Annotated in this window: 24 protein-coding genes and 1 pseudogene; 10 read left to right on the top strand and 15 right to left on the bottom strand. The window is 52.8% G+C overall.

The window, feature by feature from the left end:
* Genes GOW40_RS12800 through GOW40_RS12790 form a run of 3 tightly spaced genes read right to left on the bottom strand, consistent with a single transcriptional unit; the run spans position 1 to position 2,994 of the window.
* Positions 1 to 231 (bottom strand): acyl carrier protein, encoded by a 231-nt coding sequence (locus tag GOW40_RS12800; protein WP_171099216.1) that lies wholly within the window; start codon positions 229 to 231, stop codon positions 1 to 3.
* Positions 221 to 1,810 (bottom strand): amino acid adenylation domain-containing protein, encoded by a 1,590-nt coding sequence (locus tag GOW40_RS12795; protein WP_171099218.1) that lies wholly within the window; start codon positions 1,808 to 1,810, stop codon positions 221 to 223. Before GOW40_RS12795 ends, GOW40_RS12800 begins: the two co-directional genes overlap by 11 nt.
* Before the next feature lie 20 nt (positions 1,811 to 1,830).
* Positions 1,831 to 2,994 (bottom strand): acyl-CoA dehydrogenase family protein, encoded by a 1,164-nt coding sequence (locus tag GOW40_RS12790; RefSeq protein ID WP_171132928.1) that lies wholly within the window; start codon positions 2,992 to 2,994, stop codon positions 1,831 to 1,833.
* Positions 2,995 to 3,233: 239 nt separating this feature from the next.
* Between GOW40_RS12790 and GOW40_RS12785 the strand changes: the two genes are divergently transcribed.
* From GOW40_RS12785 to GOW40_RS12770, 3 genes and pseudogenes are all read left to right on the top strand, one after another.
* Entirely contained in the window at positions 3,234 to 4,418 is a 1,185-nt protein-coding gene (locus tag GOW40_RS12785; protein ID WP_171132929.1) for a HupE/UreJ family protein, read from the top strand.
* A gap of 171 nt (positions 4,419 to 4,589) precedes the next feature.
* A pseudogene (locus GOW40_RS12780) lies at positions 4,590 to 5,270 on the top strand (IS6 family transposase).
* 734 nt (positions 5,271 to 6,004) lie between these two features.
* Positions 6,005 to 6,289 (top strand): phytanoyl-CoA dioxygenase family protein, encoded by a 285-nt coding sequence (locus GOW40_RS12770; protein WP_171132931.1) that lies wholly within the window; start codon positions 6,005 to 6,007, stop codon positions 6,287 to 6,289.
* Positions 6,290 to 6,379: 90 nt separating this feature from the next.
* Here the strand turns inward: GOW40_RS12770 and GOW40_RS12765 are convergent, their stop codons facing one another.
* From GOW40_RS12765 to GOW40_RS12735, 7 genes are all read right to left on the bottom strand, one after another.
* Positions 6,380 to 7,426 carry an ABC transporter ATP-binding protein gene (locus tag GOW40_RS12765; protein WP_171132932.1) on the bottom strand — a complete coding sequence of 349 codons (1,047 nt, stop codon included), beginning with the start codon at positions 7,424 to 7,426 and terminating at the stop codon, positions 6,380 to 6,382.
* Positions 7,426 to 7,716 (bottom strand): hypothetical protein, encoded by a 291-nt coding sequence (locus tag GOW40_RS12760; RefSeq protein WP_171132933.1) that lies wholly within the window; start codon positions 7,714 to 7,716, stop codon positions 7,426 to 7,428. The genes GOW40_RS12765 and GOW40_RS12760 overlap by 1 nt, the downstream gene beginning before the upstream one ends.
* 4 nt (positions 7,717 to 7,720) lie before the next feature.
* Entirely contained in the window at positions 7,721 to 8,935 is a 1,215-nt protein-coding gene (locus tag GOW40_RS12755) for a carbohydrate ABC transporter permease (protein WP_171132934.1), read from the bottom strand.
* On the bottom strand, positions 8,935 to 10,179 hold the full coding sequence (locus tag GOW40_RS12750; protein ID WP_171132935.1) for a sugar ABC transporter permease: 1,245 nt from the start codon (positions 10,177 to 10,179) through the stop codon (positions 8,935 to 8,937). The genes GOW40_RS12755 and GOW40_RS12750 overlap by 1 nt, the downstream gene beginning before the upstream one ends.
* 81 nt (positions 10,180 to 10,260) lie before the next feature.
* Positions 10,261 to 11,616 (bottom strand): ABC transporter substrate-binding protein, encoded by a 1,356-nt coding sequence (locus GOW40_RS12745; RefSeq protein WP_171132936.1) that lies wholly within the window; start codon positions 11,614 to 11,616, stop codon positions 10,261 to 10,263.
* 23 nt (positions 11,617 to 11,639) lie between these two features.
* Positions 11,640 to 12,746 (bottom strand): LacI family DNA-binding transcriptional regulator, encoded by a 1,107-nt coding sequence (locus GOW40_RS12740; protein ID WP_171132937.1) that lies wholly within the window; start codon positions 12,744 to 12,746, stop codon positions 11,640 to 11,642.
* A gap of 336 nt (positions 12,747 to 13,082) precedes the next feature.
* Complete coding sequence (locus tag GOW40_RS12735) at positions 13,083 to 13,781, bottom strand: hypothetical protein (RefSeq protein WP_171136702.1); 699 nt, start codon at positions 13,779 to 13,781, stop codon at positions 13,083 to 13,085.
* A gap of 373 nt (positions 13,782 to 14,154) precedes the next feature.
* Between GOW40_RS12735 and GOW40_RS12730 the strand changes: the two genes are divergently transcribed.
* From GOW40_RS12730 to GOW40_RS12715, 4 genes are all read left to right on the top strand, one after another.
* Positions 14,155 to 15,465: an AAA family ATPase gene (locus GOW40_RS12730; protein ID WP_171132939.1), complete on the top strand. Its 1,311-nt coding sequence runs from the start codon at positions 14,155 to 14,157 to the stop codon at positions 15,463 to 15,465.
* On the top strand, positions 15,462 to 16,514 hold the full coding sequence (locus GOW40_RS12725) for a ParB N-terminal domain-containing protein (RefSeq protein WP_171132940.1): 1,053 nt from the start codon (positions 15,462 to 15,464) through the stop codon (positions 16,512 to 16,514). The genes GOW40_RS12730 and GOW40_RS12725 overlap by 4 nt, the downstream gene beginning before the upstream one ends.
* A gap of 669 nt (positions 16,515 to 17,183) precedes the next feature.
* Positions 17,184 to 17,699 (top strand): DDE-type integrase/transposase/recombinase, encoded by a 516-nt coding sequence (locus tag GOW40_RS12720; protein WP_254444426.1) that lies wholly within the window; start codon positions 17,184 to 17,186, stop codon positions 17,697 to 17,699.
* A gap of 484 nt (positions 17,700 to 18,183) precedes the next feature.
* Positions 18,184 to 19,014 carry a hypothetical protein gene (locus GOW40_RS12715; protein ID WP_171132941.1) on the top strand — a complete coding sequence of 277 codons (831 nt, stop codon included), beginning with the start codon at positions 18,184 to 18,186 and terminating at the stop codon, positions 19,012 to 19,014.
* Between the two features lie 391 nt (positions 19,015 to 19,405).
* Here GOW40_RS12715 and GOW40_RS12710 read toward each other — a convergent pair whose 3' ends face one another.
* Positions 19,406 to 19,609 (bottom strand): hypothetical protein, encoded by a 204-nt coding sequence (locus GOW40_RS12710; RefSeq protein WP_217352300.1) that lies wholly within the window; start codon positions 19,607 to 19,609, stop codon positions 19,406 to 19,408.
* On the opposite strand from GOW40_RS12710, the gene GOW40_RS12705 reads away from it, so the two are divergent.
* From GOW40_RS12705 to GOW40_RS12695, 3 genes are read left to right on the top strand one after another with little or no spacing between them, the layout of a single operon-like run.
* Positions 19,608 to 19,823 (top strand): hypothetical protein, encoded by a 216-nt coding sequence (locus tag GOW40_RS12705; RefSeq protein ID WP_371731844.1) that lies wholly within the window; start codon positions 19,608 to 19,610, stop codon positions 19,821 to 19,823. The two genes, GOW40_RS12710 and GOW40_RS12705, sit on opposite strands and share 2 nt — an antisense overlap.
* Positions 19,824 to 19,876: 53 nt before the next feature.
* On the top strand, positions 19,877 to 21,301 hold the full coding sequence (locus tag GOW40_RS12700; protein WP_171132943.1) for a sodium:alanine symporter family protein: 1,425 nt from the start codon (positions 19,877 to 19,879) through the stop codon (positions 21,299 to 21,301).
* Positions 21,279 to 22,226 carry a glutaminase gene (locus tag GOW40_RS12695; RefSeq protein WP_254444425.1) on the top strand — a complete coding sequence of 316 codons (948 nt, stop codon included), beginning with the start codon at positions 21,279 to 21,281 and terminating at the stop codon, positions 22,224 to 22,226. The genes GOW40_RS12700 and GOW40_RS12695 overlap by 23 nt, the downstream gene beginning before the upstream one ends.
* 215 nt (positions 22,227 to 22,441) lie before the next feature.
* Here GOW40_RS12695 and GOW40_RS12690 read toward each other — a convergent pair whose 3' ends face one another.
* From GOW40_RS12690 to GOW40_RS12675, 4 genes are read right to left on the bottom strand one after another with little or no spacing between them, the layout of a single operon-like run.
* Positions 22,442 to 23,137: an ABC transporter ATP-binding protein gene (locus tag GOW40_RS12690; protein WP_171103182.1), complete on the bottom strand. Its 696-nt coding sequence runs from the start codon at positions 23,135 to 23,137 to the stop codon at positions 22,442 to 22,444.
* Positions 23,130 to 23,852, bottom strand: coding sequence for an ABC transporter ATP-binding protein (locus tag GOW40_RS12685; protein ID WP_171133007.1), 723 nt, complete (start codon positions 23,850 to 23,852; stop codon positions 23,130 to 23,132). Before GOW40_RS12685 ends, GOW40_RS12690 begins: the two co-directional genes overlap by 8 nt.
* Entirely contained in the window at positions 23,849 to 24,790 is a 942-nt protein-coding gene (locus tag GOW40_RS12680) for a branched-chain amino acid ABC transporter permease (protein WP_171132945.1), read from the bottom strand. The genes GOW40_RS12685 and GOW40_RS12680 overlap by 4 nt, the downstream gene beginning before the upstream one ends.
* Positions 24,790 to 25,716 (bottom strand): branched-chain amino acid ABC transporter permease, encoded by a 927-nt coding sequence (locus GOW40_RS12675; protein WP_171132946.1) that lies wholly within the window; start codon positions 25,714 to 25,716, stop codon positions 24,790 to 24,792. The genes GOW40_RS12680 and GOW40_RS12675 overlap by 1 nt, the downstream gene beginning before the upstream one ends.
* Between the last annotated feature and the right edge of the window lie 32 nt (positions 25,717 to 25,748).

Here is a 25,748-nt window from a genome sequence, read left to right as displayed (position 1 = left end):
CTAATCAATCAATCCTTTGAGGTAATTCGCAATAGCGTTTACGGATTGAAAGTTCTCATAGGTCACCTCGACAGCAGGTATCTTGACCTCAAAAGCTTCCTCAAGCGCAGCGATGGCCCTTACGGCTGACATACTGTCAATCGCGCCAGTTTCCAGAACGTCTTCATCATCCTGAAACGCATGTTTGATGCCCGCCGAGACTGTCAGGATTTCACGAATTTTACTGTGCATTGTTGAAGCCTTGATGGTTTTGGAAAATCTCTTCCAGGCCGCGCCTGGAAATTTTTTGAGAAGCGGTTCTTGGCAGCTCGGGCAAGATTTCAATCAGCGACGGTCTCGCGTAGGATGGCAGCACGTCAGACATCGCCCTGTGCAGATCATCGGCACATGTTTCGGACCCCGGTGACAACAAGACCGCCGCGCCAATTGTCAGCGTGTTGTCAGCTGTGCAGAAACTAATCGCCGCAGCCTCAGCCACATCGTCTTGTGCGTTCAAAGCCGCTTCCACCTCGTCAAGCTCAACACGATATCCACGTATTTTCACAAGTCGGTCCGTTCGTCCCAAATAGTGCAGAGTTCCGCTTTCGTTTATGCGGACCTGATCACCGGTTCGATAATATGTTTCCTTTACGCCTCCGGGGCCATAGCGCTCGAGGAAAACGATATCCTTACTTTCAGTCTTGCCCCAATACCCCATCATCACGGACGCGGCTTGCACACACAACTCTCCTGTTTCACCCACTGGGACGGAAACATCGTTTTCGTCAATGATCAACGCGCGCGAGTTCCGCCCCATCCGTCCAATCGGGATAGAGGAAATATTATCCGAGTTTTCTCGCGTAATGACTTCAACCGAACACGAATTTGTTTCAGTGGGTCCATACAGGTTGCCATACTGTGCATTCGGCATCGCATCGAGCGCGCTGCGCAAGTGTTTGGCCGCCAAAGGTTCCCCGCCAGTCAACACCCAACGTATCGCAGAAAGATCCGCGTTTTCCGGGGACCCGCGCTCAAGAAAACTGACAAGCAACGAAGGCACGGAACAATAAATGCTGACGCCATGCTTTTCAAACAGTGGTCCCAGTGAGGCAGGCAGCTTGACTTGCCCATCAGCCGCAATGACCACGCTCGCTCCGCAAACCGGACCACCAAAGTACTCATTCAACGACATGTCAAAAATCAACGGAGACAACGCGCACATAACGTCGTCGCGACCGATATCAATGCGTTCAAGCAACGTGTCCAAATAACCAAGTGCTGTTCTGTGCGAGTGCATGATACCCTTTGGTTCACCCGTCGAGCCGGACGTAAAAATGATGTAAGCAAGATCAGTATCCACTCGATCTGGCGTAACGTAGCGTTGGGATCCAGCGACCAATTCACTCCAACTGATCGTTTTTTTACAAGTGTCTGCAGCTTCGGTTGGCCCCAAAACCAGACAGTCCACACCGGACTTTTGGATAATCTCTTCCGCTTTTGTGGCAAGGACATCGCTTGTGATGATCGCCGACATATCGGTCGAATTGACAATATGGGCCAACCTCTCCGTTGGCGCGTGCGGGTCGAGCGGAACAAACGTTGTCGCCGCTTTCAGGCTGCCGAAAACCGCAACCGGAACCTCTAAGCTGCGATAAAAGAAAACTCCAATTCTTGCGCCGCGCTCTAGACCCAACGCCCGAAGCTGCGCGGCAAGCGCGTCGGAATGGTCATGCAGTTCGGCGAAAGAAAGTGTTTTGTCTTTGAAGATAAACGCTGGCTTCTCGGGCTGTACAACTGCATGAGCGCCCAGTGTGTCATCAAGAAACGCCATCATATTTGGTCGAGCAGTTCTCAAGGCAACAAATCCGCAATTATATTCCGCTGGATGTCTGAGGTACCCGAGTAAATCAGGCCACCGACCATATCTCTTAGGGCACGTTCAGCTTCATGGCCTTTCAAATAACCAACCCCGCCCGTAATCCGAAGATAGTCTAATGCTGTCTCATAGCACGCCTCAGACAAGTGCAGCTTAGAGATCGAGGATATCATGCTCGCGCTCTGGCCAGCCTCGAGTGCCCGGGCAGCTTCAAGCAAGACAAGACGAGATGTTTCGTAGCGCACGCGCATATCGGCGAGCCGATTTGAAACAGATTGGAACTCGGTGATCGGCTTCCCGAACTGCTCGCGGTTTCTGGCAAATTCCGTGGCTTCCTCGAGTTGTCGCCGCATCGCGCCAACCGAGGATGCAAATATCAACCCGCGCTCCCACTCAAGGGTTCGGCGCAAGATCGCCATTCCAGAGCCGAGGCCGCCCAACATCGACGAATTCATAACCCGAAGTCCATCAAGCTTTACATTTCCCATCGGCAAAGACCGCAGCCCCATTTTCTCAATAGATTTTGAGACCGAAATTCCAGGCTGGTCCGCCCGGGCCAGAAAAGCAGACACCCCCCATGATCCGCGTTCAGGGTGGGTTTTTGCGAAAATCAAAAAACTGTCAGCTACAGGGGCATTTCCTACAAAGCTCTTGATCCCCGAAATTATGAACCCATCACCATCGGCAACAGCTTGGGTTTTCATCGACGCGGCATCTGATCCTGCGTCTGGTTCCGTGATACACACCGAACCCAAAAGCGACCCAGAAATCAAACCCGGCAACAAAGCGTACTTTTGGTCGTCTGTGCCAAACTCCAGGATAGGTTTCTGGAATGCCACTATCTGCCCGGACATACCAAGGCACAGGCCGGTGTCTGGACATGCGTATCCGAGTGCTTCCAATGATTGGGCGAGTGTTTCGGCCGATACAGACTGACCACCAAAACGTTCCGGGTGGTTTTGTCCTAAGATCCCAGATTTCGCAGCTGTCTGCCATTGTTCGCGAAACGCTTGAAGGTTTTCGCCACCCTCATGATCTCGCTCAACAGCGCTGCCACCAAGGTGCTTGCGCGCAAATTCACCTATGTATTGCGGTATCGTGGCGTGCAATGAAGCCGTATCAGGCGCGCGATATTCCATAACCATACTCCAAGCCCAAAACACACACGCGGGCCTTAACCGTTACTGTTCTATTACGATTCTCCGGTGAGTTTGGTTCAAAATTTAATTTACGAGCCGGTTTGTTGCATCTTTCGCCCCAATTACCTGAAGTGCTCTGCCATTCTTCAAATCTGGGTATCAAAACGATATTCTTTTACATAAAGTGATACGGTTTTGTGTTTTCGACGTACAACGTTGGAAGTCAAAGGTGGTGTATCGTGTTAAATCTTCTTAAATCGTACCTGTTTCTGCTGCTATTTTCGTTGCCCGTTTCCGTCGAGGGGCACGAGCTAAACCAGTCGTACGTTTTCTTCGATGTAAAGGACACTAGTCTCTCTGGTCGTTTCGAAGTGACGCTGGAAGATGCAGCACGAACCGTGGATCTGGACGCAGATCAAAACGGCGACATTACCGAAGAAGAATTCCGCGCTCGCGCCGAAGAGGTTTTTCAACAACTTAGCGCGGGGCTAACACTCCAGGTTGGTGACGAACTCCACAAGCCTGTTTTCGCTGATGTCGGCTTTTTGGGTGCGGGTTTTGCAACCTATGGGCAACTCAACTTTGATGTTCCGACACTGGTTGACGTGCCTGAATCGTTGATGATGAATTTTGTATATCTGTTCGACGATATCGATCCGACACACACAACCTTCGCCGTTATCGAAGCCAATGAACGAACTGGTATAACCCACAACGAGTCATTTACGTCCTTGGTTTTCAAACCAGCTGCCGGGTTGCAGGAACTCAGCTTGGTTGGACAAAGCGGCTTCAAGGTATTTGTGGATTTCATCATTTACGGCGTTTGGCACATCTGGACCGGTTATGATCATATCGTGTTTCTCATAGCCTTGCTGCTGCCCGCAGTATTGTTGCTAAGCATGCCTAAGTGGACTCCGGCCGAGTCGTTCGAGACAGCATTTTGGCGCGTGTTCAAGATTATAACGTTGTTTACAATTTCGCACTCGCTCACCCTGACATTGGCCGCGCTTGGCATTGTTAGCCTACCACCCGGCCTGATCGCATTCTTGATCCCACTTTCCATCGCGGTCGTGGCTCTGGATAACATCTATCCTATTTTCCATCGCCGCATTTGGCTGGTCGTTCTCGTCTTCGGCTTGGTACATGGTTTTGCGTTTGCAGATATACTCAAGCCCTTGGGCTTTGACCCCCAACACAAATTTCTGACCCTGTTAGGGTTCAACATAGGGATTGAGATCGGACAGGTCGTGATCGTTGCAGTCGTTTTGCCGATCCTCTTCGCAATGCGCCGCTGGAACCTCTATCAGCCCTTGGTTCTCAAGCTCGGCTCAATAGTTCTGATTGCCGTAGCGCTGTACTGGGTATCAGAACGAACGCCAGAACTGGTCGCAGGCTTTGGACGCATCGCTGAACGGCTGGGTTGAGAAGAGCAGATATCATTTGTATGCGACACAACCTATTTCACTTGGTTGTCTTTCTGTTGATAGTCATTTTATCCACATTTTGAGTGATCTGGAGCAAACTTTTAACTGTTGACGCTCTAAGATGCTTCGAGTGATTGAATATCGAAATATGGAAGTTGAACGTTTGTTTTTATGATCCCTTTCAAAGGCGCGCAGTATCCGAAAGATGTGATCCTCTTCGCTGTTTTTGTCTATGTCCGATACGGTGTGTGATATCGCGATCTGGAAGAGATCATACATGAGCGAGGCGTTGCAGTAGATCACACGACGCTGAAGCGCTGGGTGACGCGGTATGCAGGCGCAATCGCTGAAGCGGCGCGTCATCGAAAAGGGCCGTGCCACCGCTCCCGGAGAATGGACGAAACTTACATCAAGGTGAAAGGCAACTGGATCTATCTCTATCGAGTTGTCGACAAGCACAGCAAGACGCTTGATTTCATGCTTTCGCAACGTCGAAACAAACCCGCGGACACAAAATTCTTTGCTCGTATGCTGGAGGTCAACGGCCTTACGAGAAAGATTGTAATCGACAAAAGAAGAGCTAACACTGCTGGCCTCAAGGCCATCAACAAGATGCTGAATGGTTTTGGTTGCCCGGTCCCAATTGAAATGGTCAGGCGGAAATAATTGAACAACATCGTGGAACAGGACCATCGTTTCATCAAAAGACGAGGCCGCACGATGCTCGGCTTCAAGTCTTTTGCTTCGGCATCAGCGACTCTGGCTAGCATCGAGTTCGCGCACATGATCCGTAAAGGCCAGTTCTCACCAGGACTCTGCCTGTTTCGTCAATTCGCCGAGTTGGCAATCTGAGTCTAAAGCGATCGCAGATCTATTTGGCCTAACTAAAACTTTGCAACGAAAACATCGTGCTCCGCATGGGCTGCCCGAGCAGCGCCCGTCACATACCGGCACGTATAAGTTCAGTATGGCATTTTTGGCCGCTTGCGTGGCGGTTGCGGCAGGTTGAAAGCCGCCGCGTCGCGGTGGGATGGTGCCCATGCCCGGCCGTTGGGCCTTCACCCCGTTCCGAGCTCGACGTTGGCAATGGTACACACTTGGATACCCAGCAAGAACATCAGAGTATTATTGTTTTGAAGGAAGTTGGGCGTTGCAAAAGCATTTGAAAAAGCAGGCACTCAAGTTGACCAACTTTACTAAGGCGATAGCACACGATGGCCGCTTAGCGATACTGTGTTCCCTCATGGACGGTGAAGAGTGTGTTTCAGACATCTACCACCTATGTTCCATGAAGCAGGCAGGGCCGTCACAACGGATAGCAAGACTACGGTTGGAAGGACTGATTCTGGTAGGCAAAAAGGTAAAGAGGTTTATTACAGCAATGCAGACGAAAGGGTACTTCGTTCTATCGAATTCTTCAGAAATAAGCTATCACGCGTAGGGTGTATACAGTAGACTAATGGCCCTAGTACCACCGCGAAGAGGATAACATCCTTCGGATCTTGTGCACGATTGAAATAAATCTTGAACTGACTTTTGGCAGAATAATAACAGACGCCATTCACTCTCTGCGTTCTTGAGCGTCAATGGCAAAGTCTTTGCAACAGATCTCTAACAAACTTGGGCGGATCGAAAGGGCGAACGGCCGACAAGCGAACAATGTTTTGGATGCCCATCCGATAGAAAACGCCACCGTCGTAGAAGCAAAGGCGGGCGACGTCGTATTTTTCCACTATTTCACATTGCACGGTTCGATGCCCAACCGTTCGAACAAGATGGGCAAAACAGTCTTGTGCCAGATCTATGACGGAAAGGACCAAATCGAGGATGGAAACAAGCACCCGAACGAACAATTGGTCCTGTCTGGGTGAAACTACGCGATCTCACGAGACGCGGCAGGCGCGCCTCGATAGGCGATTTGATCAATGTGATCGTTGCCGATGTCTACCTCAGCTTCGTTGTCAGGTGGCTAGACCGTTTTCATTGAAGAAGTGCAAGCGATCGGGTGCAAAAGCAAGTCCGACCTTGTCCCCCACTTTGAAACTGGCGCCACCTTCGACACGGACGTTGACAACGCCCAATGCGCCGCAATCGACAAAAAGGAATATGTCGGCCCCGAGGTATTCGGCCACTTCAATAACACCATCACAGTTTCCGCTGCCAGGCTGGCCCACAGTAATGTGTTCTGGCCGGATACCCAGTTTCACTGGAGAACCGCCGCCGCCATAGGCACCACCCCGCCCGTCTTCCAAGTGGAACTCACCTGCTGATGCGCTGCAAGGTAGGATGTTCATCTTGGGGCTGCCGATGAATTGAGCCACAAACAAGCTTTGAGGGTTGTTATAAAGCTCTCGTGGCGTTCCGACTTGCGCGATCTGACCAGCATCCAGGACCACGATACGGTCGGCCAATGTCATGGCTTCGACCTGATCGTGGGTGACGTAGATCATCGTGGTTTCAAGCGACTGATGCAGCTTGGCAATTTCCAAGCGCATTTCAACGCGCAACGCCGCATCAAGGTTCGACAACGGTTCGTCGAAAAGAAAAGCTGTTGGAGCCCGAACAATAGACCGGCCAATGGCTACACGTTGGCGTTGACCGCCCGACATATCCTTCGGTCGACGTTCAAGCAGGGGTTCAAGTTTCAAGATCCGAGCTGCTTCGTCAACTTTTTGTCTGATCTCTTCCTTGGGCGCCCCTGCGGTTTTTAGGCTAAACCCCATATTGTCGCGGACTGTCATGTGGGGATAAAGCGCATAAGACTGGAACACCATCGACAACCCGCGTTTGGACGGGGGCTGATCGGTCACGTCCGTACCATCAAGGACAATCGCGCCGCGCGAAGTTTCCTCCAAACCACCGATCATACGCAGAAGAGTCGATTTTCCGCACCCTGACGGACCAACGAAAATGATGAATTCACCGTCTTGAATCTCGAGATCAACACCTTTGATCACTTGAAGATCACCGTACCATTTTTCTACGGCATCCAGCTTTATCGAACCCATCAGTGTCCTCCTTTGAATGGCGAAGCAGAAGTCACGCAGACCCCGGCTGTGCCCAGAATTTCGCCCCCACAAAGCAGAGCTTTCGTATTCAATTGTGAACCTCCAGCGGTGTGCGGTTCATCAACCAGACTGTACGCTTTGAATTTCTGGGCGGCGGCTTGTTTCACATTTTCGAAGCCGCGAGTGGGACGCGCATCAAGACGGCCCGGACCCAAAGGCTTGGCCGGTCTCTCATTAACTTTTGAAAGCCAAACCACCGTTTGTCTGCGGTCATGAACGATCTGGTCCATCGGTCTAGCCCTTTACCGAACCGGCGGTGAGGCCTTTGGTCATGAAGCGTTCTAGCCCGAGAAAAATCGCCATGATCGGCAAGGTCGCGATGACCGCCCCGGCCATCAGGTGCTGGCGCGGTACCTCAGATGAATTCAACGAAGCGACACCCCGCGTAAGCGTGAATTTCGCTGGGTCATCCAACAGCATGAAAGCCAGTAGAAACTCGTTCCAGGCGATCATGAAGACATAGAGACTGACAGAGGCAAGTGCCGGCAGAGCCAAAGGTAAGGTGATTTTCCAAATGACCGCAATGCGTGAAAGGCCATCCATTAGACCTGCTTCCTCAACCTCGGAAGGCAAGCCTCGGAAATAGCCCTGCAGCATATACAAAGCGACAGGGATCGTTGTCACAGGATAGATCATGACGATGCCAACAATTGTATTCCTGAGCCCGGTCATCGAAAAAACAATGTAGATCGGCAACGCAAGAACGATCATCGGAACCATGTAGATAAGCAGGATCGAACGGCCAAACGCAGCGCGACCTTTGAACCTCAATCGCGCGACTGCATAGGCCCCGGGGATCGAAAACGCCAAGGTTATGAAAACGGTCAGGACAGAGACGTAGAAACTCGTCCAAAGATACGACCCGAAATTGAAGTCAGCAAAAAGCTCGACATAGCTGCGAAAAAGGTCCGTGCCTTTGGAGAAGTCGATCGTAAAGTCCAACGGATTTTGCAACAGCTCTTGTTGGTTCTTCAAGCTGGTCATCACCATCACATAGAATGGAACCAACACCGCTGTGGTGAAGAAAATATACCCAAATCCGGTCAGGAAGTGGATAACCGCCTCTTCGAATTCGTGTTTATCCAGCTGACCCGGAACCAAGCTTTCAAGCATTGTAAGCAACGGCCACGCAGTAAAAAGCCCGAACAAAGCTGCCGAGACAACTATCCCGAATGTGCCAGCCTCTTCACCAACAATGATTGGACCGAAACCAATCATGCCAAGCAGGATCGACAAAAGCATCAACCCCGCCGCCATGGTCAACTTATGGCGGTAGAAAAGTGTACCGAGCCCGGTTCCCGCTCCTAGCAGTAGCGAAAACATGAACGAAGGCTTAAACGGGTCGCCCGTTGAGAAAGACATTAGGACCGCGACAACGATGGCTATGGTGTAGGCCCAGAACCAACCGATAACTGCCGCTGTGATATAGCCGTTTTGGATCACCCGCATCACAGCCCTTCCTCCCGGCTCATGAACTTGAAGAAAAAGATCGAGAACGCCAGCAGAAAGCCGAAAATGACAACTGCTACGGCCGCACCTGCACCAATGTTGGAGACAGCAAAAGCCTGCTCGTAGACATTAACCGTCAAGGTACGCGTACCAGCCGAACCGCCTGTCAAAAGGAAGATGTCGTCGAATTTGTTAAAGGTCCAAATGAACCTGAGCAAAAACAATACGCTGAGAATGCCAAGCAGCATTGGCAATGACAGATACCAAAATTTTTGGAAAGGACTTGCACCATCCATATCCGCTGCCTCGTACATATCGGTGTCGATGGACTGCATCCGGGCAAGAATAAACAGGAAAGAAAGCGGGAAATATCGCCATATCTCGAAAACGGTCACCATGATAAGTGCTTGAGGCCGCTGTCCGAAAAAGTTGATTGGGCTGTCGATGGCGTTCATTTGAACCAGCAAAGCGTTCACAGAGCCGGAGAACGGGTCGAAAAGTGTCACCCATGAGAACGCCACGGCTATGACCGGAGCAACGTAGGGAAACAAGTAAAGGCCACGCATGATGCCTTTTCCGCGAAACTCCTTGTTCAAAAGCAATGCCGCGAAGAGACCAACCACAAGGGCTCCGATTGTTCCGACTATTGTGTAGAACATAGTTGCATAGAGAACAGCCCAGAATTCACGGCCATCAAAGATGCGCGCAAAATTCTCGAGCGTGAACTCCGAGTTCGTCAGTATATTCTCACCCGTGCCCGTGGTGATTGTTGGAGTGTCCTCAAGATCGGGATCAGCGTCCAGGAATGCCTGGCTCACCGTCACGTCGATCTCAATGTTTTCACGTTGGCCGCCTTCAAAATCTCCCAACTCGCAAGTCAGCAGCACGCCGTCGATCGAACAACGTTCATCCACCTGAACGACAGTCAAGCCATCCGGCAAAGTATCGGTTATCGAGACATCGGAAAGTGGTTTGTTTTGGCTGGAATTCCGTATCCGATACCTGAGCGTCGCATCGTCACCTGCCTCGGCTGGTCTTCCGCGCAACTGTTCACGAACAACGGTTTCTGGTGGTCGAAGGTCTTCGAGCCCAATCGGCTTAAAACTGACCCAGAAGATTGCCAGCAACGGCAAGATCACCACAAGTGAGACAGAGAAGATGGTTGGAAACAGAAGCCCCCAAGCCAACCGCGCTTCGCGTCTGGCAAGTGGCCCCGTACCCTTTGGTGGTACTGCAGTCGACATCGACCTCTCCTGTCTGGGAATTCGCAGGCACCGACCGGCGGTACACAACCGCCGATCAGATTTTCGAGAAAGATCTGATGCCTATTCGATCGAAGCGAGTTCTTCGTTCATTTTCGCAACTGCTGCAGCTGCTTCAATATCACCGTCAATGTACTCACGCACAACACGGTTGATGGCTTGGCTGTTGATGATCTTGGACGCCAGGCCCAACTGACCTTCAGCAACACCCCAACGCTGGCCGACATCTAGGCCAGCAACGATGTTGTCGATAACAGCCGCGTCGTAAAGCTCGGAAAGCGGTGCGCGGCGATCAACGCCCACATCCAGCTTGGACCAGCCATCAATATAGGTGGTTGGGTTTTCTGCGGTACCATTTCGGCTTGGAAACTTGCCTTCAGGTGCAATAGCAAGCGTATCCATATAACCGTCGCTTACAGCGAACCGAACAAAGTCCTGCGCTGTTTCAGTGTCGGCATCCGCCGTAATACCGAAATAGCGTGAGTCGGCCCATGCCGCGCCATCTGGATTAGAAGGTCCAGAAAAGTTTGTGACAAAGCCCGTTGCGTTGGCCAATTCACGAGACGTTGGGTCATCGTTGATGGTGACAGGAGCTGCGTCCCGCAACCCGGCCAATTCATCCATGATAAATGGCGACCAGATGATCATTGCGGCTTGGCCCGCGAAATAAAGCTCACGAGATTGCTTCCAGAACAGTTCACCAGGAGGCGACGCTTCAGCGATGGCTTTGTAGAACTCCAAGGCTTCGATGGTGTTGGCTTCATCAAAACCTTTGAACCCGTTCTCATCAACGGGGGTTGCGCCATTGGCGAGAAGCACATGCTCCAAGACCTGACTCATAAAGCCTTCGTCCACCTTGGTTGCAGCAACAAATCCAAACATCTCTGGTGGATTATGCAATGCCTCAACAGCAGCCAGAACATTCGCGTAAGAGGTGGGGGGCTCTAGGCCATTCTCTTCAAACAGATCCTTCCGGTAGACGATCATCTGAGTCCAGCCATCGACGGGAACACCTGCGACCCCATCTTCAGTCTGGGCCATATTGATCGGTCCCGGGGCAAAAGTTTCGGTTCCCAGTACCTCAAGGACCTCTTGCGCGGCCTCGGCATCCAGAATTCCCGCTTCGGTCCAGGGAAGAGCATATTGGAGCGGATAATAGATCACATCTGGCAAGTCACCGGCCGCAAAGGCCGCGGTTGCGCGCGTACCGTATTCCTGTTCATCCACAGGGATCATTTCCACCTTCACACCGGTCGCAGCCTCGTAATCTGCGGCCATTTTTTGCTGACGTTCCAAGCGCGCAGGCTGAGTTTCTGTGGTCCAGACACGCAATTCCTGAGCCGCAAGCATGTCTGCCGCAGCAATCGTGGCCATCAGGCTCGCGCCGACCAATAACGTGGAATTTTTCAAGATTTTCATGTTCTACCTCCCTGTAAGAACAGCTAGTTGAATGATGTGTGCCAGAGTTTAGCCAAGTCAGCCGAACTGCATCGAGGTGGCCCATCAGAGGCGCGTTCGATCAGTTGAGCTGGCACAAGTTCCAAAAATGCTTCAGCATCGGAATTGCGTATGCGATCGATCAATATCTGCGTCAGCCGTGTTCCCGCATGACGGCGATTGACTGAGTAGGTTGTCAGCGCGGGCACTGCGAATTCGCCTTCAGGAATCCCGTCATAGGAAATGACCGAAAGATCTTTTCCGATTTCCATGCCTGCTTCTGATGCTGTCCTGTAAACACCAAGTGCCGCTCGGTCGACCGAACAAACGATAGCCGTTGGCGGGACCTCCAAGCTGAGCAATTTACGAGCGGCGATGGAGCCCTGTTCTAGTGTCATCACGTCTTTTGCGACGAGTTCTGATGCAAACGGCAATCCTGCGGAAGCCAAGCCCTGAACATAGCCTCGCTCGCGGAGGCCGGAATAGACATAGTCCTCGCCGGCCTTCAAAAACCCTATTCGCGAATGCCCAAATTTCACTAGCCGCGAAACGGCATCATGCATGGCATCTTCGCCCGCAACATCGAACCAGTCGCATTGAATGCCTTTTGGTTCCCGGCCAAAAACAACGAACGGGACATTGGCCTGAACCAATTTGTCGACCCGAGGATCCGAAACCCGCGAGCGCGGAAGAATAAAACCATCAGCCTTACGCTCACTTATGAGCCTGGATTGCACTTCCAGAACACCGTCCATGGTGTTGGCTGTTGCTACGGTCAAAGTCCAACCGCTTTTACTGGCCGCCGTAGATACGCCTGCCAGAAAATCGGCCAAGAACGGAGCAAACCCCCCAAGTTCATCTTCTTGAATCACAAGACCGATGGATTTTGCCCTGCCCGTACGAATTGCCTGAGCCAGAGCCATTGGGACATATCCCATTCGGTCCGCCTCTGCTCTCACACGTGCGCGTGTCTCAGCGGCGATGTCCCCATAATTGTTCAGCGCGCGGCTGACGGTACCCTTGGTCATATTGAGAGAACGGGCGACATCTTGGATTGTCACCTTCGTAGGTCGCTTGGACAAGCTGTTTTGATCTGCGGTATTCTCCCCCATGCGAGCAATCTTACACTCGAAACCGGTTTCGGCAACAAAAGATTTTCCATATTGATCAATTGCTTAAGAAATTTCTGCTTAGAATCGCGTCGGTTTTTGAACCCATCACAGCACGTCGGGAGAGATGATCATTTGCAGCTATTTCAAGCCAAATCGGTCAAAATCTGAGGCCCCAGAAGCGGGCATTTTTGCTCTAACTATTCTGAGTTGTGGATCCGGGAATACCCCTCCCCTGCCCTCTTTTTGCCTGACCTTGGACCCGCGTGCGTATCGTTCGTTTTGTGAACTTACTTGGCGCTATTTTCCGCATACCCTGAGAAATATCAGCAGCAGGTGTTACTCGATCAGACCAACCTTGAAAGACTGCCCGAATTCAAGCTGGATCGCCCCTAACAGGGGTTTCAAATGATGTGACTGGATGTATTGCGCAATGAACTTGCTGGGTGCTCGCAGTATAACGATTTGATCTTGTGTTTCCACATGTTCGAGATCGCGATACCAGCTTTTGAACAATAGCGTTTCGGACTGCGAAAGACGACGAAGCGCCCTGCCCCAAGGGTTTTTCAGGTCCTGCTCTGTCGGATCCGAGGTTACTGTTGTGTCCTGACCAAACTGTACACGAACAACTTTGTTCTCGGGTTTTGGAGTCTGGGCCTCCATACGCGAGACAAAGTCAGATCCAACATTTTTCCAAGTCGGTTCACTGAGCCGGAAAATCTCGCTGTAGTTCAGGCGATATGCGGCGACACGACCTCGAACCCCAGGTCGAAGTTGAAGAAGGATTTTACATTCCGTCAATCGCTTGACTTCGCGCTTGACGGTGCGTTGATCAACCGACCAAAGGCGCGCCATTTCCTTTTGCCCCACCGTCAGTTCATCAACTCGCCAATTGTATCGAGCAGTGACCAATGCAATGAGCCGCATCATCGAACATTGAAATCCCTTCGTTCCATTGAGCCCGGCGACGGACATAGCAGTCAGAAGGTCATATTTCTGGGATCCGGCCTGAGGTCCTGTAAATCGTTTTATTTCCATTTTGATACTGCCGCTGTGCCTGATGCGGATCGGTTTCGACGTCCGATTCCATTTGTTGCAATCAGTGTGGTGAAATCCCGTAGTTTGTCAACTCACTTCGAAAAACGGGAGCGAAATTCAATTTTCCAAAATCAAAAGAAATTTCGGTATATTGGTTATGGGTGACAGATAGATGTCACCCTATTGGCCCCAGTTTGTCACCCTATATGTGGTCAGCGCTGATTTTCTGTCACCAAAACTTAGCTTCTCACACAGAATTACTCCCGTATTTCGAAGAATCTCAAGCAAAAAGCGGAATTTTGAATCTTTGCGTTTTGCAGATTCTCTAAATCGCGTTATTAGAAAGTATTCGTGATATAACAAGAGCAGCACTATGCGTGACCACACCGACCTCCAAGCGATGAACGAACGAAGCCTGGCCCAACAGGCGGCCGTTCGCCGCGCTACCTTTTCTCCTTCCGATGAGAAAGTGCTTCGACCATTTTCAATCTGGGAAATTAGCCAGTTCATGTTCGATGTCCCAGCAGACACTTTGAGGAAGAAACTGGCGGACGATCCGTCTCTTCCACAGGGTGCCACTGAAGATGACGGGCGCCAAAGGTGGTTTTCCCTCGCAGAAATAAACGAGCTCAGGCGTCGATTGAGGTTCAGAGGCAAGAGCCTCCTTCCTCAAAGACCAGCGGGACGCGCGATGAGGGTGGCGGTTTCCAATTTTAAAGGCGGCGTCGGCAAAACTGTCGTTGCACAGCATCTGGCGAACGCTTCTGCCCTGGATGGCTACCGCGTTCTTGTTGTGGATTTCGATCCTCAGGCGACGCTGACCCATTCAATGGGTCTAGCAGAAGTCAGAGAGTGGAATACGGTTTGGGGCATTATGTGTCGTGACCTTTGTCGTGAGGCAAACAGGATCGCAGAAGAATATGACGATCCGGCGGACTGCCCCTACCCTACCGCCGACGAACTGCCCGAAGATGTGCAATCAATTGGGTCGCAACGCGTACAGGATTTCATTCAAAAGACGTCCTGGTCGACAATCGATATTATCCCAAGCTGTGCGAATGCCGCGTTTGTCGAGTTTGCTTCCGCGCAATACAGATCCATTCACAAGGCCTGGAGTTTCTTTGGTTGCATCGCCCGGTATCTGGATGAACTTCCTGATGACCAATATGACCTAATCATTTTCGATTGCCCGCCCGCGATTGGGTATCAATCTTTGAATGCAGCGTTTGCCGCAGACATTCTCTACATACCCTCGGGCCCCGGCTATTGGGAGTATGACAGTACAACCAGCTACCTGGGACAACTGGGCGATGCGTTGGAAGATATTACGAACGGGTTCGAACGTATCGCGCAGGATGCAGGTATTACTCTTCCCAAGACGTTTGACGACATTCGCGTTCTCATGACGCGTTTCGAAGCAAGCAATTCGCTGCATGTCGCGATGATGGACGCTTTCAAAAACGTATTTGGTGCGGATGTCTGTCAAAATCCTATCGAGATGACGCGCGCGGTTGAACAGTCTGGTAGGTTCCAGATGTCGGTTTACGAGCAAGACTATAGGCAAATGACCCGAGACACATGGAAGCGCGCGCGTCAGTCATTCGACAATGCCTATGGAGAATTTAAGGGCGTTGTACTTAAGGCGTGGAACGCGCGGACTAAGGTTGAGGAGCGCATCGAATGAGCCGGAACAAGTTTGGTTTCTCTCCGATTAATGAGAACGATCTCAAGAAAACCCGTCGTCGCGACGTGGGTCCCATGGGTGCGGCTGTGCGCGAAACAGCAAACAGTTTGAGCGAAAGCACGGAAGATCGTGTGGAGCAACGGCGCAAGAACGCTTCAGAAGCGAAGGAGTATCGCAAAGCGCAGGACGAAGGCCGTGTCTTAGCTGTGATCGGTTTGGATGCTATCCACACCTCGGATCTTCCACGTGATCGGTTGGATCTCTCGTCGGTGGCGAGTTCGGATGAAATGGATGAGCTCAAAGCGTCGATACAGGAAAGAGGCCAGAAAGAGCCGATCGAGGTGTACAAAGACCCCGAAGGTCGTTTCCAGCTTAAGAAAGGTTGGAGGCGCCTTACGGCTCTCAGCCAGCTCTTCGAAGAAACCGGTGATGAGCGTTTTGCCAGCGTTACGGCGCGTGTAGACAACTCTCGGGTCGATCGTATCGATCTGTATGTTGATATGGTCGAGGAGAATGTCGTTCGTGAAGACCTAACATTCGCAGAGATGGCGCAGGTCGCTATTCTTGCAGCTCGTGATGCTGAGCTGGGGGCAGGGGACGCTGACGCATTGGTTGGGAGGCTCTATGCCTCTTTGCACAAGATGAAGCGCTCATATATTCGCAGCTTTGTTTTTCTTCTTGGCGCGCTCGAGGAAGCTCTGCCTTACCCCAAGGCCATTTCGAGAAACCTGGGCGTGGAGGTGGCGCGCAAGCTTCGCGCGACAGGTACTTCTGAGGCTTTGAAAGAGCGTTTGGCGCGTGTGAACACGGCAGAGGAACAAAACGAAGTTCTTGCAGCATTTGCGGCCGAGCCCGCTGAGAAACCCGCAGAGGGCAGGGCGAAAGAAAAAAGCGAGAGTGTGAAGTACGAGTTTCACGTAGGGTCTTCGAAGATTACTGCTCGAAAAGGTGAATGCAGAATCCTGTCTCGTCTGGATTTTAGTTCAATTGATCGCTCCAAGCTGCAGAAAGCTGTGGAGGCTTTTGAGGCAATCTTAAGGGAGGAGTAACCCACGGGTTACGTCCCGTCGGATTTCACCTTTGCCAGGCGGTAACCCACGGGTTACCGCCTTCTTTTTTGATGGGTGACTGAAAACTGACAGACTGCTGACAGGTTCGCCTAAACCAAGTTCATCGTGATGAGAAACGTTGATGCGACAAGCGTTCTCGTGCCGATTTAAGCTTTGTCTTGTCGTGGCTGTCAGTGCAATTTGGACTGTGGTTTTGTGCGAAGATCTAAGCTGAAATGATGGCCTAAACTATGGAAGAACCCGACTCGGCGATGTGCGCGATGTTTAGGGATGTGTGAGTAGGCTTCGGAGAAAAGGACGGCAGATACGTTTCCGATTGCCCAAGCGCTAAGTGAAGGTGTTCTATCTCGCTGGTTTAACACGTCGAGCTTTTGCTGTATTTAAGGAGAAGGTAGCTTTCCAGCATCATATGGTGCTCGTTTTCGCTCAGAAGCTACAATGTTAGTGCGAAGGCCCTCTTTCGCAGAACTCTACAATACAAGCGAAGATCAGACGTTATGTGCAAAAAGAATATATTTTGCATATATGCGAATTAAGATGCTGGTGGCGCGTCGAGAACACTAAGATCTGTTGCGAGCGTATGATCATTGACCATCGTAGAGTTTGCGCCGGTTTGGCGAGTGTTAGTATTCGACTGAAAGACTGCTCATGGTTTCCTTCAAAGCTGCGCATTGTCCAAATGACGTTGCTCTTTTCGCTGTTTCCGACGCGATCTCGAAGAGATGCGGTATGTTGGCTCGTCACACCACACTGAACCGCTGGCTGACACGTTACTCTTGTGTGATTGCAGATGCTGTGCGTAGTCGAAACAAACCCGCCAACGCCAAATTCTTTGAGCGGATGCTGGAGGTCAACGGCCCACCGAGAGAAATTGATAGCGACAAAAGCGATGCAAATACGGCTGGCATAAACGCCATAAACAAGATGCTGGAAAGCTTTGGCTGTCCGATCTCCATCGCGATGGTCAGGCGGAAATACCCGCAAAGCAACGTGGAACAGGACCAGCGCTTCGTCAAAAGACGAGCTCAGCCGATGTTAGGGTTAAAGGCCTTCGTTCGAACGGCGGCTACACTGAATGGGATAGGCGTCGCGCAGATGATCTGCGGGGCCGGTGCCAACTTTTCGGTCAGTAAGAAGCTTTGCAACAGATCCATATGCAGCTGAGCCGTTCAGACGGCAGCGCCGTGGCGGATATTTTGCCTATTTTAGACAAATGTTGACCAAAGCCCGTCTGCAGGCTGAGTATGGCGACACCGTCTTATCCGTTTTGGGTAGTTCACGATAAGTGGTTGAGGAGTGAATAATGCGCGCTGGTTTTCCTGTAACGCTATCTATCGATCTGACATCGAACCGGGTGCAGCGAGGCATTGGGACTTGCGTCTCTCAGTTTTGCGGGCGGTTGCTGGGGCCGTTTTCAAGGCTTTTTCTTACCGCTACAGTTTTGTTCTTCTGCGTATTCGGTCCGCGATTTGCTTTGGCATGCCCAGTCTGCACAACATTGCCAGAGACCACACTCGCAGATCATTTGATTGCTGCCGATGTCATTGTTCTTGCAGCACCCGTACCGGAAAACCCGTTCAAATTCGTTCCAAAGCAACAAATCAAAGGTTCACCAGACGAGCTTGCGAGAATACCTGAAATCCCTTTTTTGATTGATAGCACGACCCGCGCGGCCTTCCGTGCGAACCCCGAGATGACAGTTCTGCTGACCTACGGAACCGTGACTAAAGACGCTGCCGGACGTGGTTTGTCGCGCAAGTGGACAAGGATATTCAAGCTGAACACTGCGCGCGAACACTTCCTGGATGCGCTCTGGAGGGAACGAGAGCTTTGGCGGACAAGTACAACAGAACCCGATGCGCGCATTGCATTTTTCGCAAAGTATCTTTCGCATGAGGATCCGGTTCTACGTGACACCGCGTTGGTCGAGATGGACCGTGCGCCATACGACAGTATCCAGATGTTGCGAAATTCAGTTTCGACGGACGATCTACTGCACGAGTTCAACAACATCAACCGGATCAGCTTCGTTCCGGTCGCGATCCGGTTACTGGGTCTTCAGCTTGATGACGACAAAGCCAAACACGTTGTCCGGTCCCGATATCCCAGATCCGTTCTTCAAAACTCGGCATATGCCTATGATTGGGCGCTGGCCGGCGTCGCGATGGATGGGCCGTCGGCCGTAAGCACCATCGACGCCGCTTTGGAAGCGGCAAGTCTTTCGCTGGAGCATAAGCGCTCGCTCATGCGGGCCTTGGCTGATTCAGGCACCGTGTCACCGGCTCTTAGGGATCAGATCGTATTGATCTTTTCCCGCGAGTTGGAACAAGATCCCGCTTCGGCGTTGGAGATTGCGATTGCGATGCGCGATTGGAATGAAACACGTTTGGATAGCCAACTCGCAGATTTGCTTGAAAGCGAAGATATTGATCCGGTGACGCAGTTCATTATCCAAACCAAGTTTGGCTCAAGCGATTGAATTGTTCGGCTACCAAAGAAGGGGTTTACCAATTCGCCAGGCTGTTTTTTGTTGATTTTCAAGTCGTTGGCGACGCACGCACTGACGACAAGCCTCTGACTGTAATCAGCCAGATTTCCCAATCGTACTAAAAAAAAGACCACCGCTTTTCTCGTTTCATCATTTCTTGTGCGGTCTGGGCTGGCTATCGCTTTGCCGTAAGTCTTTGCCACGTTGTGCGTCTGCTTCGCCGGTAAATTGTCATCATGGCTAAGAGGCGATCGGGGCAGGGGATCGCGAATTCAGAACTCAGATTGCGAAACCTGTCAGGGCGGCGTGTCCAGAGTCTAAGAGTCTATGACCGAGAAGCAAATCTACTCGGAACGTCGCAATAGACCTGAAGGTCCCAACCCTATGTTGCCGGCGAGACTTGCACCATCAGACGCTCATAGCCTTTGACGAAATTTGATTGCACACCTTCTGGTGGGCTAACCACCTCGATTGTTTCAAACCGCGTTAGCAGTTCTTCCCACAAAATGCGCAGCTGCATTTCTGCTAACCGGTTAACCGAGGTGGTCACCAGCTTGGAAGCGCGCCGCGTCGATGCGGTTGTCATGGACGCGCCCGCCCTGAAATACGAAATACTGCGCGGCCGCGAACAAGCGCGTTTCGAGGACCTCGAAGTGCTGCCCTATGAGTTCGAAGAGCAGAACTATGCCTTCGCGCTGCAGGATGAAAGCGAGTATGTTGAAGTTCTCAATCGCGCTTTGCTGTCTGTCCGCAAAAGCCTGGCATGGGACACCGAGGTGCTAAGATACATCGGGAAGTGAACCACAGAATTTCTGATATACTACCGGAGCTTGATATTGATTGAGGTGTGTTGATGGATTTCTTTGTTGATGGTCTGAACGGAATTCTCTGGAACTATGTTCTCGTATACGGCCTGTTGGGGGCAGGGCTCTACTTTACGATCCGGTTGGGCGCCCCGCAGTTCCGGCACTTTGGCGAGATGCTGCGCGTCATCACTGCCGCCCCCAGCACCGACAAGCGCGGAATCACTCCGTTTCAAGCTTTAACTGTCAGTCTTGCGTCGCGGGTCGGCACCGGAAACCTTGCTGGAGTCGCCGTTGCCCTGACCCTGGGTGGTCCCGGAGCAATCTTCTGGATGTGGATGGTTGCCCTGGTTGGTATGGCAACCGCCTATTCTGAAAGCACACTGGCGCAGCTTTATAAGGTGACCACCAAGAACGGTGACTTTCGCGGCGGTCCTGCGTTTTATATCTCAAAAGGACTGAATGCCCCTTGGGCAGGTGCGATGTTCTCGGTCTGCCTGATCCTCAGTTTTGGTCTGATCTTTGTCGCTGTTCAGTCCAATTCGATTGCCGAGGCGCTGAACGGCGCGTTTGGGATCGAAAAGCTGTGGGTTGGTCTCGGCATCGCAGTTGGCGCGGCAATCGTGATCTTTGGTGGGATCAAGGCTATTGCGCGAGTCGCCGAAATTCTGGTGCCGTTCATGGCGGGTGGCTATCTATTGATCGCGATTATCGTGATGGTCCTCAACATATCCGAAGTGCCTGGACTGCTGTGGTTGATTGTATCCAGCGCACTGGGTTTGCAAGAGGCCGCGGGCGGTGTTGCCGGCGGCGTGATGGCCGCCATGTTGAACGGCATCAAACGCGGGTTGTTTTCCAATGAAGCGGGCATGGGATCGGCCCCCAATATTGCTGCTGTTGCGACACCTTCGCCTCATCACCCGTCAAGCCAGGGTTTGGTGCAGGCGTTTGGGTGCTTCGTCGACACGATCCTCGTTTGTACGGCGACCGCGCTGCTGATCTTGTTGTCTGGCGTGATTGATGGCGAAATTACGGGCATGCAACTGACACAAAGCGCATTGGACGTTCATCTGGGTCCGGTTGGGATGTATTTCATCGCCATTGCCATCATATTCTTCGCCTTCACATCCATCCTCGGTAACTATTCTTATGCTGAAAATGCCATGGTTTTTCTGGGGCTGGAGGGCCAGGTCCCGATATCTATCTTGCGAGCGGCCTGTCTGGCGATGGTTGTGTGGGGAGCACTGCAAACCGTCGCAACAGTCTTCAACTTTGCCGATGCAGCAATGGGTTTGATGGCTGTCATCAACCTGACCGCAATCCTTTTGTTGTCCGGGACGGTGTACCGGCTGACCAAGGACTACTTTGCTCAGAGAAAGGCGGGGCAGGAACCGACTTTTGTGCTGGAAGAGTTCGAAGGCGCGACGGACGGCATATCTGATAAAATTTGGAATGAAGATGCACCAACTGCCTGATCCCGCTGAAACCCAGAGAGTGCTGGACGATATCGCCACCCGAATGGCGGGAGAGACTGATCGCGGTGAGGTGGCAAGCTATATACCGGAACTGGCGCGCGTTCCGCTGAATCGGTTTGGCATGGCGTTTGCACCGTTGAACGGAGAACCGATCATTGCGGGTGACGGCGGGGTGCCGTTCTCGATCCAGAGCATCTCGAAAGTGTTCGCGCTGGTCGTGGCGCTTGGGCATGTCGGCGCGACGCTTTGGCGGCGTGTTGGGCGCGAGCCGTCGGGCGATCCTTTTAACTCGATCGTCCAGCTTGAATTCGAACGCGGAAAACCTCGAAACCCCTTCATCAACCCCGGCGCGATTGTTGTCTCTGACGTGATCTTGGAGCATCAATCCGGCCAGGCTGCACCGCATCCGGTTCTTGAGATTTGCCAACGTCTGGCCGACGCACCTGATATCGCGGTCGACGAAGACGTCTTTGCCTCCGAAGTCGCGACGGGTGATCGCAACCGAGCCTTGGCTTACTTTATGCTGGCCGAAGGGAACATTCGTGGAGACGTAACCGCGGTCACCGAAAGCTATTTCCGTCAATGCAGCATCGAGATGAGTTGCCGTCAGCTCGCTGCGGCCACCCGGTTTCTGGCAACCGGCGGCGAAGGGGCTGATGCCGAAACCGCGGGTGTAACACCAGAACGCGTCCGGCGCCTGAATGCCCTGATGATGACCTGTGGCTGCTATGACGCCTCGGGCGAGGTGGCATTTCGGATCGGATTGCCCTGCAAAAGCGGGGTCGGTGGGGGACTTTTCGCCATTGTACCCGGTGTTGGGTCTATCGCTGCATGGAGCCCCGGTCTGGACAAGAAAGGCAACTCGGTCCTGGCGATAAGGGCCGTTGAAGAATTGGCACATCGGCTTGGCTGGTCGGTGTTCTGAGCGCGAAAAATCGACTCGCTTACCGACAAAACAAGGTGGAACAAATGAACCTCGTCAAAGCAATTCCGGCTGCGTTTCTGTTTGTGACAAGCGCCGCTCTCTGCGCTGAATACGAAGAGCCACCTGAACTGTCGGCGCAGGAACCCGCTCGAGAACGCTGGTTTTCTAGAGAGCCATCTTGAGACGTGGGCGACTTTTCTGCCTGCAAAATGGTCTCAAACCCCAAGATATTTCGTCAGGATCGCGCCATTCCCGGCGACATCGGAAGGTAAGACTGTCTCGCGGTCTTTGCCGTTTTCGATAAAGGTGATGCGGTCGGCGATCGACAGAACCGCGTCGATGCGCTGTTCGACCAGTATGATGGCATAGCCTTCGGCTTTCATCTTGACCACGACCTGCCGGATTTGCTCGATCATGGATGGCTGAAGCCCTTCGGTGGGTTCATCCAAAAGAAGCACCTTGGGGCGCAGGCACAGCGCGCGCGCTGTGGCCAGCATTTGCTGTTCACCGCCAGACAGCGTTCCCGCCACCTGATCCAGGCGCTCTGAAAGGCGCGGAAAGAGATCAAGCACCCAATCGCGGGTCTGAGCGCCTTCCCCTCGCGTCATGAGCCCCATCTCGATGTTTTCGGATACGGTCAGTTCCTTGAACAGTCGCCGCCCCTGCGGGACATATCCGATCCCGCGCTTGGGCACGAGATGCGCTGGAAGCCCGTCAAGACGCTCCCCGTCCAATAGGATCTCACCTTGTTTGAGCGGCAACTGCCCCATGACTGCCTTAAGCAAGGTCGATTTGCCGGCTCCGTTTCGCCCCATCAAACAATGGATCTCGGCGGCATTCACCGTCAGGGAAACCCCAAACAGAACCTGTACCTGGCCATAGCCGGTATGGACATTCCTGACTTCAAACATCCGCGGTGGTCCCCAGATAAGCCGCCTGAACTGCGGGGTCTGCGTGGATTTCCTCGAAACTGCCCGAGGCCAACAGGCGACCCTGATCCAACACAGTGACATGGTCTGCCGTGTCAGTAACGACCCGCATATTGTGTTCGATCAGCAAGATCGTCGTTTCCTCGGCCATTGATCGCATGAGTGTCACGAACGCGTCCACTTCACCTTCGGCAAGGCCCTGGGTCGGTTCATCCAGAATGAACAGTTTGGGATCTTGCGCCAGGCCCATCGCGATCTCCAGCACGCGCTGGTGGCCATAGCTTAGATCTGCTGCGGTCTGATCGGCGCGCTCGGCAAGACCGATTTTCTCCAGCACGGCAGCGGTTTTGGCGGCATGGGCGGCTTTGTCATGGGCCAGTTTGCGGCCAGCAGCAAGAGCCACGTTATCCTCGACCGTCAGGCCGGGGAAGATCGAGGTGATCTGGAATGTATAGGCCATTCCCAACTGCATGCGCTTATGTGCAGGCAAGGTACTGATGTCTTGACCTTCGAAGAACACCTTGCCTCGGGTCGGCGTCGTACGCCCGCTGACCATGCCGACAAAGGTCGATTTGCCAGCGCCGTTTGGCCCGATCAACGCGGTGATCGCGTTGCGCTGCAAGGTGAAATCAATGTCTGTGTTGGCCTGCAACCCGCCGTAGATCTTGGTCAGGCCCTTGGTTTCAAGAATGTTCATGGCAGCCATGGCAGAGCCCTCTTGCGCAGAGTGCCCGCCAGCCCTTGTGGTGCGAACAGGGTCAGAAGCACAAGGGCCAATCCGGCTACAAGCATATAGGCGTTTGTGACCCCGCTGGAAATGTCGATCAGGTAGAACATGAAGATGACGCCAATCAAAGGGCCGACAGTGGTGCCAGCGCCGCCCAGCAGGACCCAAAGCAACGGAAAGATCGAATACTGAACCGAGGCAAAACTGGCGCCGACATAGCCGAACAACAAGGCATAAGCAGCCCCGGCCACGCCCGAGAACAGGCCCGAGACAACCAGCGCTGCCAGTTTCAACCGCGCGACGTCATAGCCCAACATGCGGGCGCGTTCCTCGTTCTCGCGGATTGCAATCAGGCGTTTGCCAAAGGGTCTTTGCACCAGTCGCGCCATCGCAAGAAAGCAGACAGCAAACAGAATGAAGGCAGTGAAATAGCGCGCTGTTTCCGTGGTCAGGTCAATCCCGGCGATTTGCCTTTGGGTCTGCTGGATGATGAAGCCCTCATCACCTCTGGTGTATTCGCCATAGTAAAGGATCACCAAATAGAAGGTCTGGGCGAACATCAGGGTGACAATCATGAAGGCCACGCCGATTGTGCGCAGAGCCAGATAACCCGCCCCCAGCGCCAGAAGCCCCGCCGCTCCGACGCCGATGAGGAAGGCGGGCAAGACGGACAAGCCGCCCAGGTTCATGCTCAGGCCGAAGCCGTACATGCCTGCGGCAAAAAACATCGCGTGGCCCAGGCTGAGAAGGCCCGTATAGCCAAAGAGCAGATTGAAGCCGATGGCATAGATCGCCAGCACCATGATCCGCGAGAACGCTCCGACATGATAGGCGGGCAGAATGAAAAAGAGCGCAAACAGCACCACCAGAGTGCCGATATGAAGCGCATTTGATTTCGTCCAATCCATCAGGCGGCCACCCGTCCCATCAGGCCCTGAGGCCGGAAGACCAGCACCATGGCCACGAGAAAGGTCGCGATGATTTTGGCTAATGTCGGCGAGAAAAACACCGAGATGATACCGTCGCTCATTCCGATAAGAAGGGCCGCGATGACGGTTCCGGGCAGGCTGCCAAGCCCGCCGATGATCACGACGATAAAGGCCAGCAACAGCGGATCACCTCCCATCAGGTAATGCGCTTGCTGAATGGGTACAACCAGCACCGCCCCCAGCGCGGCAAGCCCCGCGCCCAAGCCAAAAACCAGCGAATAGACCTGCCCGACAGGGACCCCGAAGGCTTGCGCCATATCCCGGTCTTGCTGGGTTGCGCGCATCACCAGGCCAATCTTGGTGCGAGTCAAAACCAGCCACAGCGCGCCTAGCACCACAATGGCCGCGCCGATCACAAACAGCTTGTAGGTTGTGACGCTCAACCCCCAGGGCCAGATCATCTGGAACCCGTTTTCGCCAAATTCAAACCAGGGCAGGGCGAGTCGCAGGTTAAAGGGCGGCTCAACGGGTCGCGCTTCGGGCCCGTAGAGCATCAATGTGGATTGCTGCACGATATAGAGCACACCGATTGTGGCGACGATTGTGCGATCTACGTCATAGTCGATCCGTTTGAGGATCAGTTGGTCCACACCCGCCGCGATAGCTCCGACCAAAACCGGCACGATAATCAGCGCGGCCACAAAGCCCAAGGCGGCATGCCCGCTGATCATTGTTGTCACCGCCCAGGCAAACACCGCACCAAGCATGAAGAACTCGCCATGCGCGACATTCACCACGCGCATGACGCCAAACACGATGCTGAGGCCCATAGCCGTAAGCACAAGAATAGCCGAGATGACTGCCCCCTCGAGGGAGGCAAGCATCAGGTGAGGCCCGAAGTCCATCGTTGGTCTCGCTTAGTTGAGAGTGGGTCGTT

Source organism: Ruegeria sp. HKCCA6707 (assembly GCF_013033515.1).
Classification (GTDB): Bacteria; Pseudomonadota; Alphaproteobacteria; order Rhodobacterales; family Rhodobacteraceae; genus Ruegeria.
This window is presented reverse-complemented; position numbering and strand designations above follow the sequence as displayed.

Coding starts and splice junctions, on each gene's coding strand:
- GOW40_RS12800 (WP_171099216.1), bottom strand. CDS start 231: ATGCACAGTAAAATTCGTGAAATCCTGACAGTCTCGGCGGGCATCAAA.
- GOW40_RS12795 (WP_171099218.1), bottom strand. CDS start 1,810: ATGGCGTTTCTTGATGACACACTGGGCGCTCATGCAGTTGTACAGCCC.
- GOW40_RS12790 (WP_171132928.1), bottom strand. CDS start 2,994: ATGGAATATCGCGCGCCTGATACGGCTTCATTGCACGCCACGATACCG.
- GOW40_RS12770 (WP_171132931.1), top strand. CDS start 6,005: ATGGCAAAGTCTTTGCAACAGATCTCTAACAAACTTGGGCGGATCGAA.
- GOW40_RS12765 (WP_171132932.1), bottom strand. CDS start 7,426: ATGGGTTCGATAAAGCTGGATGCCGTAGAAAAATGGTACGGTGATCTT.
- GOW40_RS12760 (WP_171132933.1), bottom strand. CDS start 7,716: ATGGACCAGATCGTTCATGACCGCAGACAAACGGTGGTTTGGCTTTCA.
- GOW40_RS12755 (WP_171132934.1), bottom strand. CDS start 8,935: ATGCGGGTGATCCAAAACGGCTATATCACAGCGGCAGTTATCGGTTGG.
- GOW40_RS12750 (WP_171132935.1), bottom strand. CDS start 10,179: ATGTCGACTGCAGTACCACCAAAGGGTACGGGGCCACTTGCCAGACGC.
- GOW40_RS12745 (WP_171132936.1), bottom strand. CDS start 11,616: ATGAAAATCTTGAAAAATTCCACGTTATTGGTCGGCGCGAGCCTGATG.
- GOW40_RS12740 (WP_171132937.1), bottom strand. CDS start 12,746: ATGGGGGAGAATACCGCAGATCAAAACAGCTTGTCCAAGCGACCTACG.
- GOW40_RS12735 (WP_171136702.1), bottom strand. CDS start 13,781: ATGGAAATAAAACGATTTACAGGACCTCAGGCCGGATCCCAGAAATAT.
- GOW40_RS12730 (WP_171132939.1), top strand. CDS start 14,155: ATGCGTGACCACACCGACCTCCAAGCGATGAACGAACGAAGCCTGGCC.
- GOW40_RS12725 (WP_171132940.1), top strand. CDS start 15,462: ATGAGCCGGAACAAGTTTGGTTTCTCTCCGATTAATGAGAACGATCTC.
- GOW40_RS12720 (WP_254444426.1), top strand. CDS start 17,184: ATGGTTTCCTTCAAAGCTGCGCATTGTCCAAATGACGTTGCTCTTTTC.
- GOW40_RS12705 (WP_371731844.1), top strand. CDS start 19,608: ATGGACGCGCCCGCCCTGAAATACGAAATACTGCGCGGCCGCGAACAA.
- GOW40_RS12710 (WP_217352300.1), bottom strand. CDS start 19,609: ATGACAACCGCATCGACGCGGCGCGCTTCCAAGCTGGTGACCACCTCG.
- GOW40_RS12700 (WP_171132943.1), top strand. CDS start 19,877: ATGGATTTCTTTGTTGATGGTCTGAACGGAATTCTCTGGAACTATGTT.
- GOW40_RS12695 (WP_254444425.1), top strand. CDS start 21,279: ATGAAGATGCACCAACTGCCTGATCCCGCTGAAACCCAGAGAGTGCTG.
- GOW40_RS12690 (WP_171103182.1), bottom strand. CDS start 23,137: ATGTTTGAAGTCAGGAATGTCCATACCGGCTATGGCCAGGTACAGGTT.
- GOW40_RS12685 (WP_171133007.1), bottom strand. CDS start 23,852: ATGAACATTCTTGAAACCAAGGGCCTGACCAAGATCTACGGCGGGTTG.
- GOW40_RS12680 (WP_171132945.1), bottom strand. CDS start 24,790: ATGGATTGGACGAAATCAAATGCGCTTCATATCGGCACTCTGGTGGTG.
- GOW40_RS12675 (WP_171132946.1), bottom strand. CDS start 25,716: ATGGACTTCGGGCCTCACCTGATGCTTGCCTCCCTCGAGGGGGCAGTC.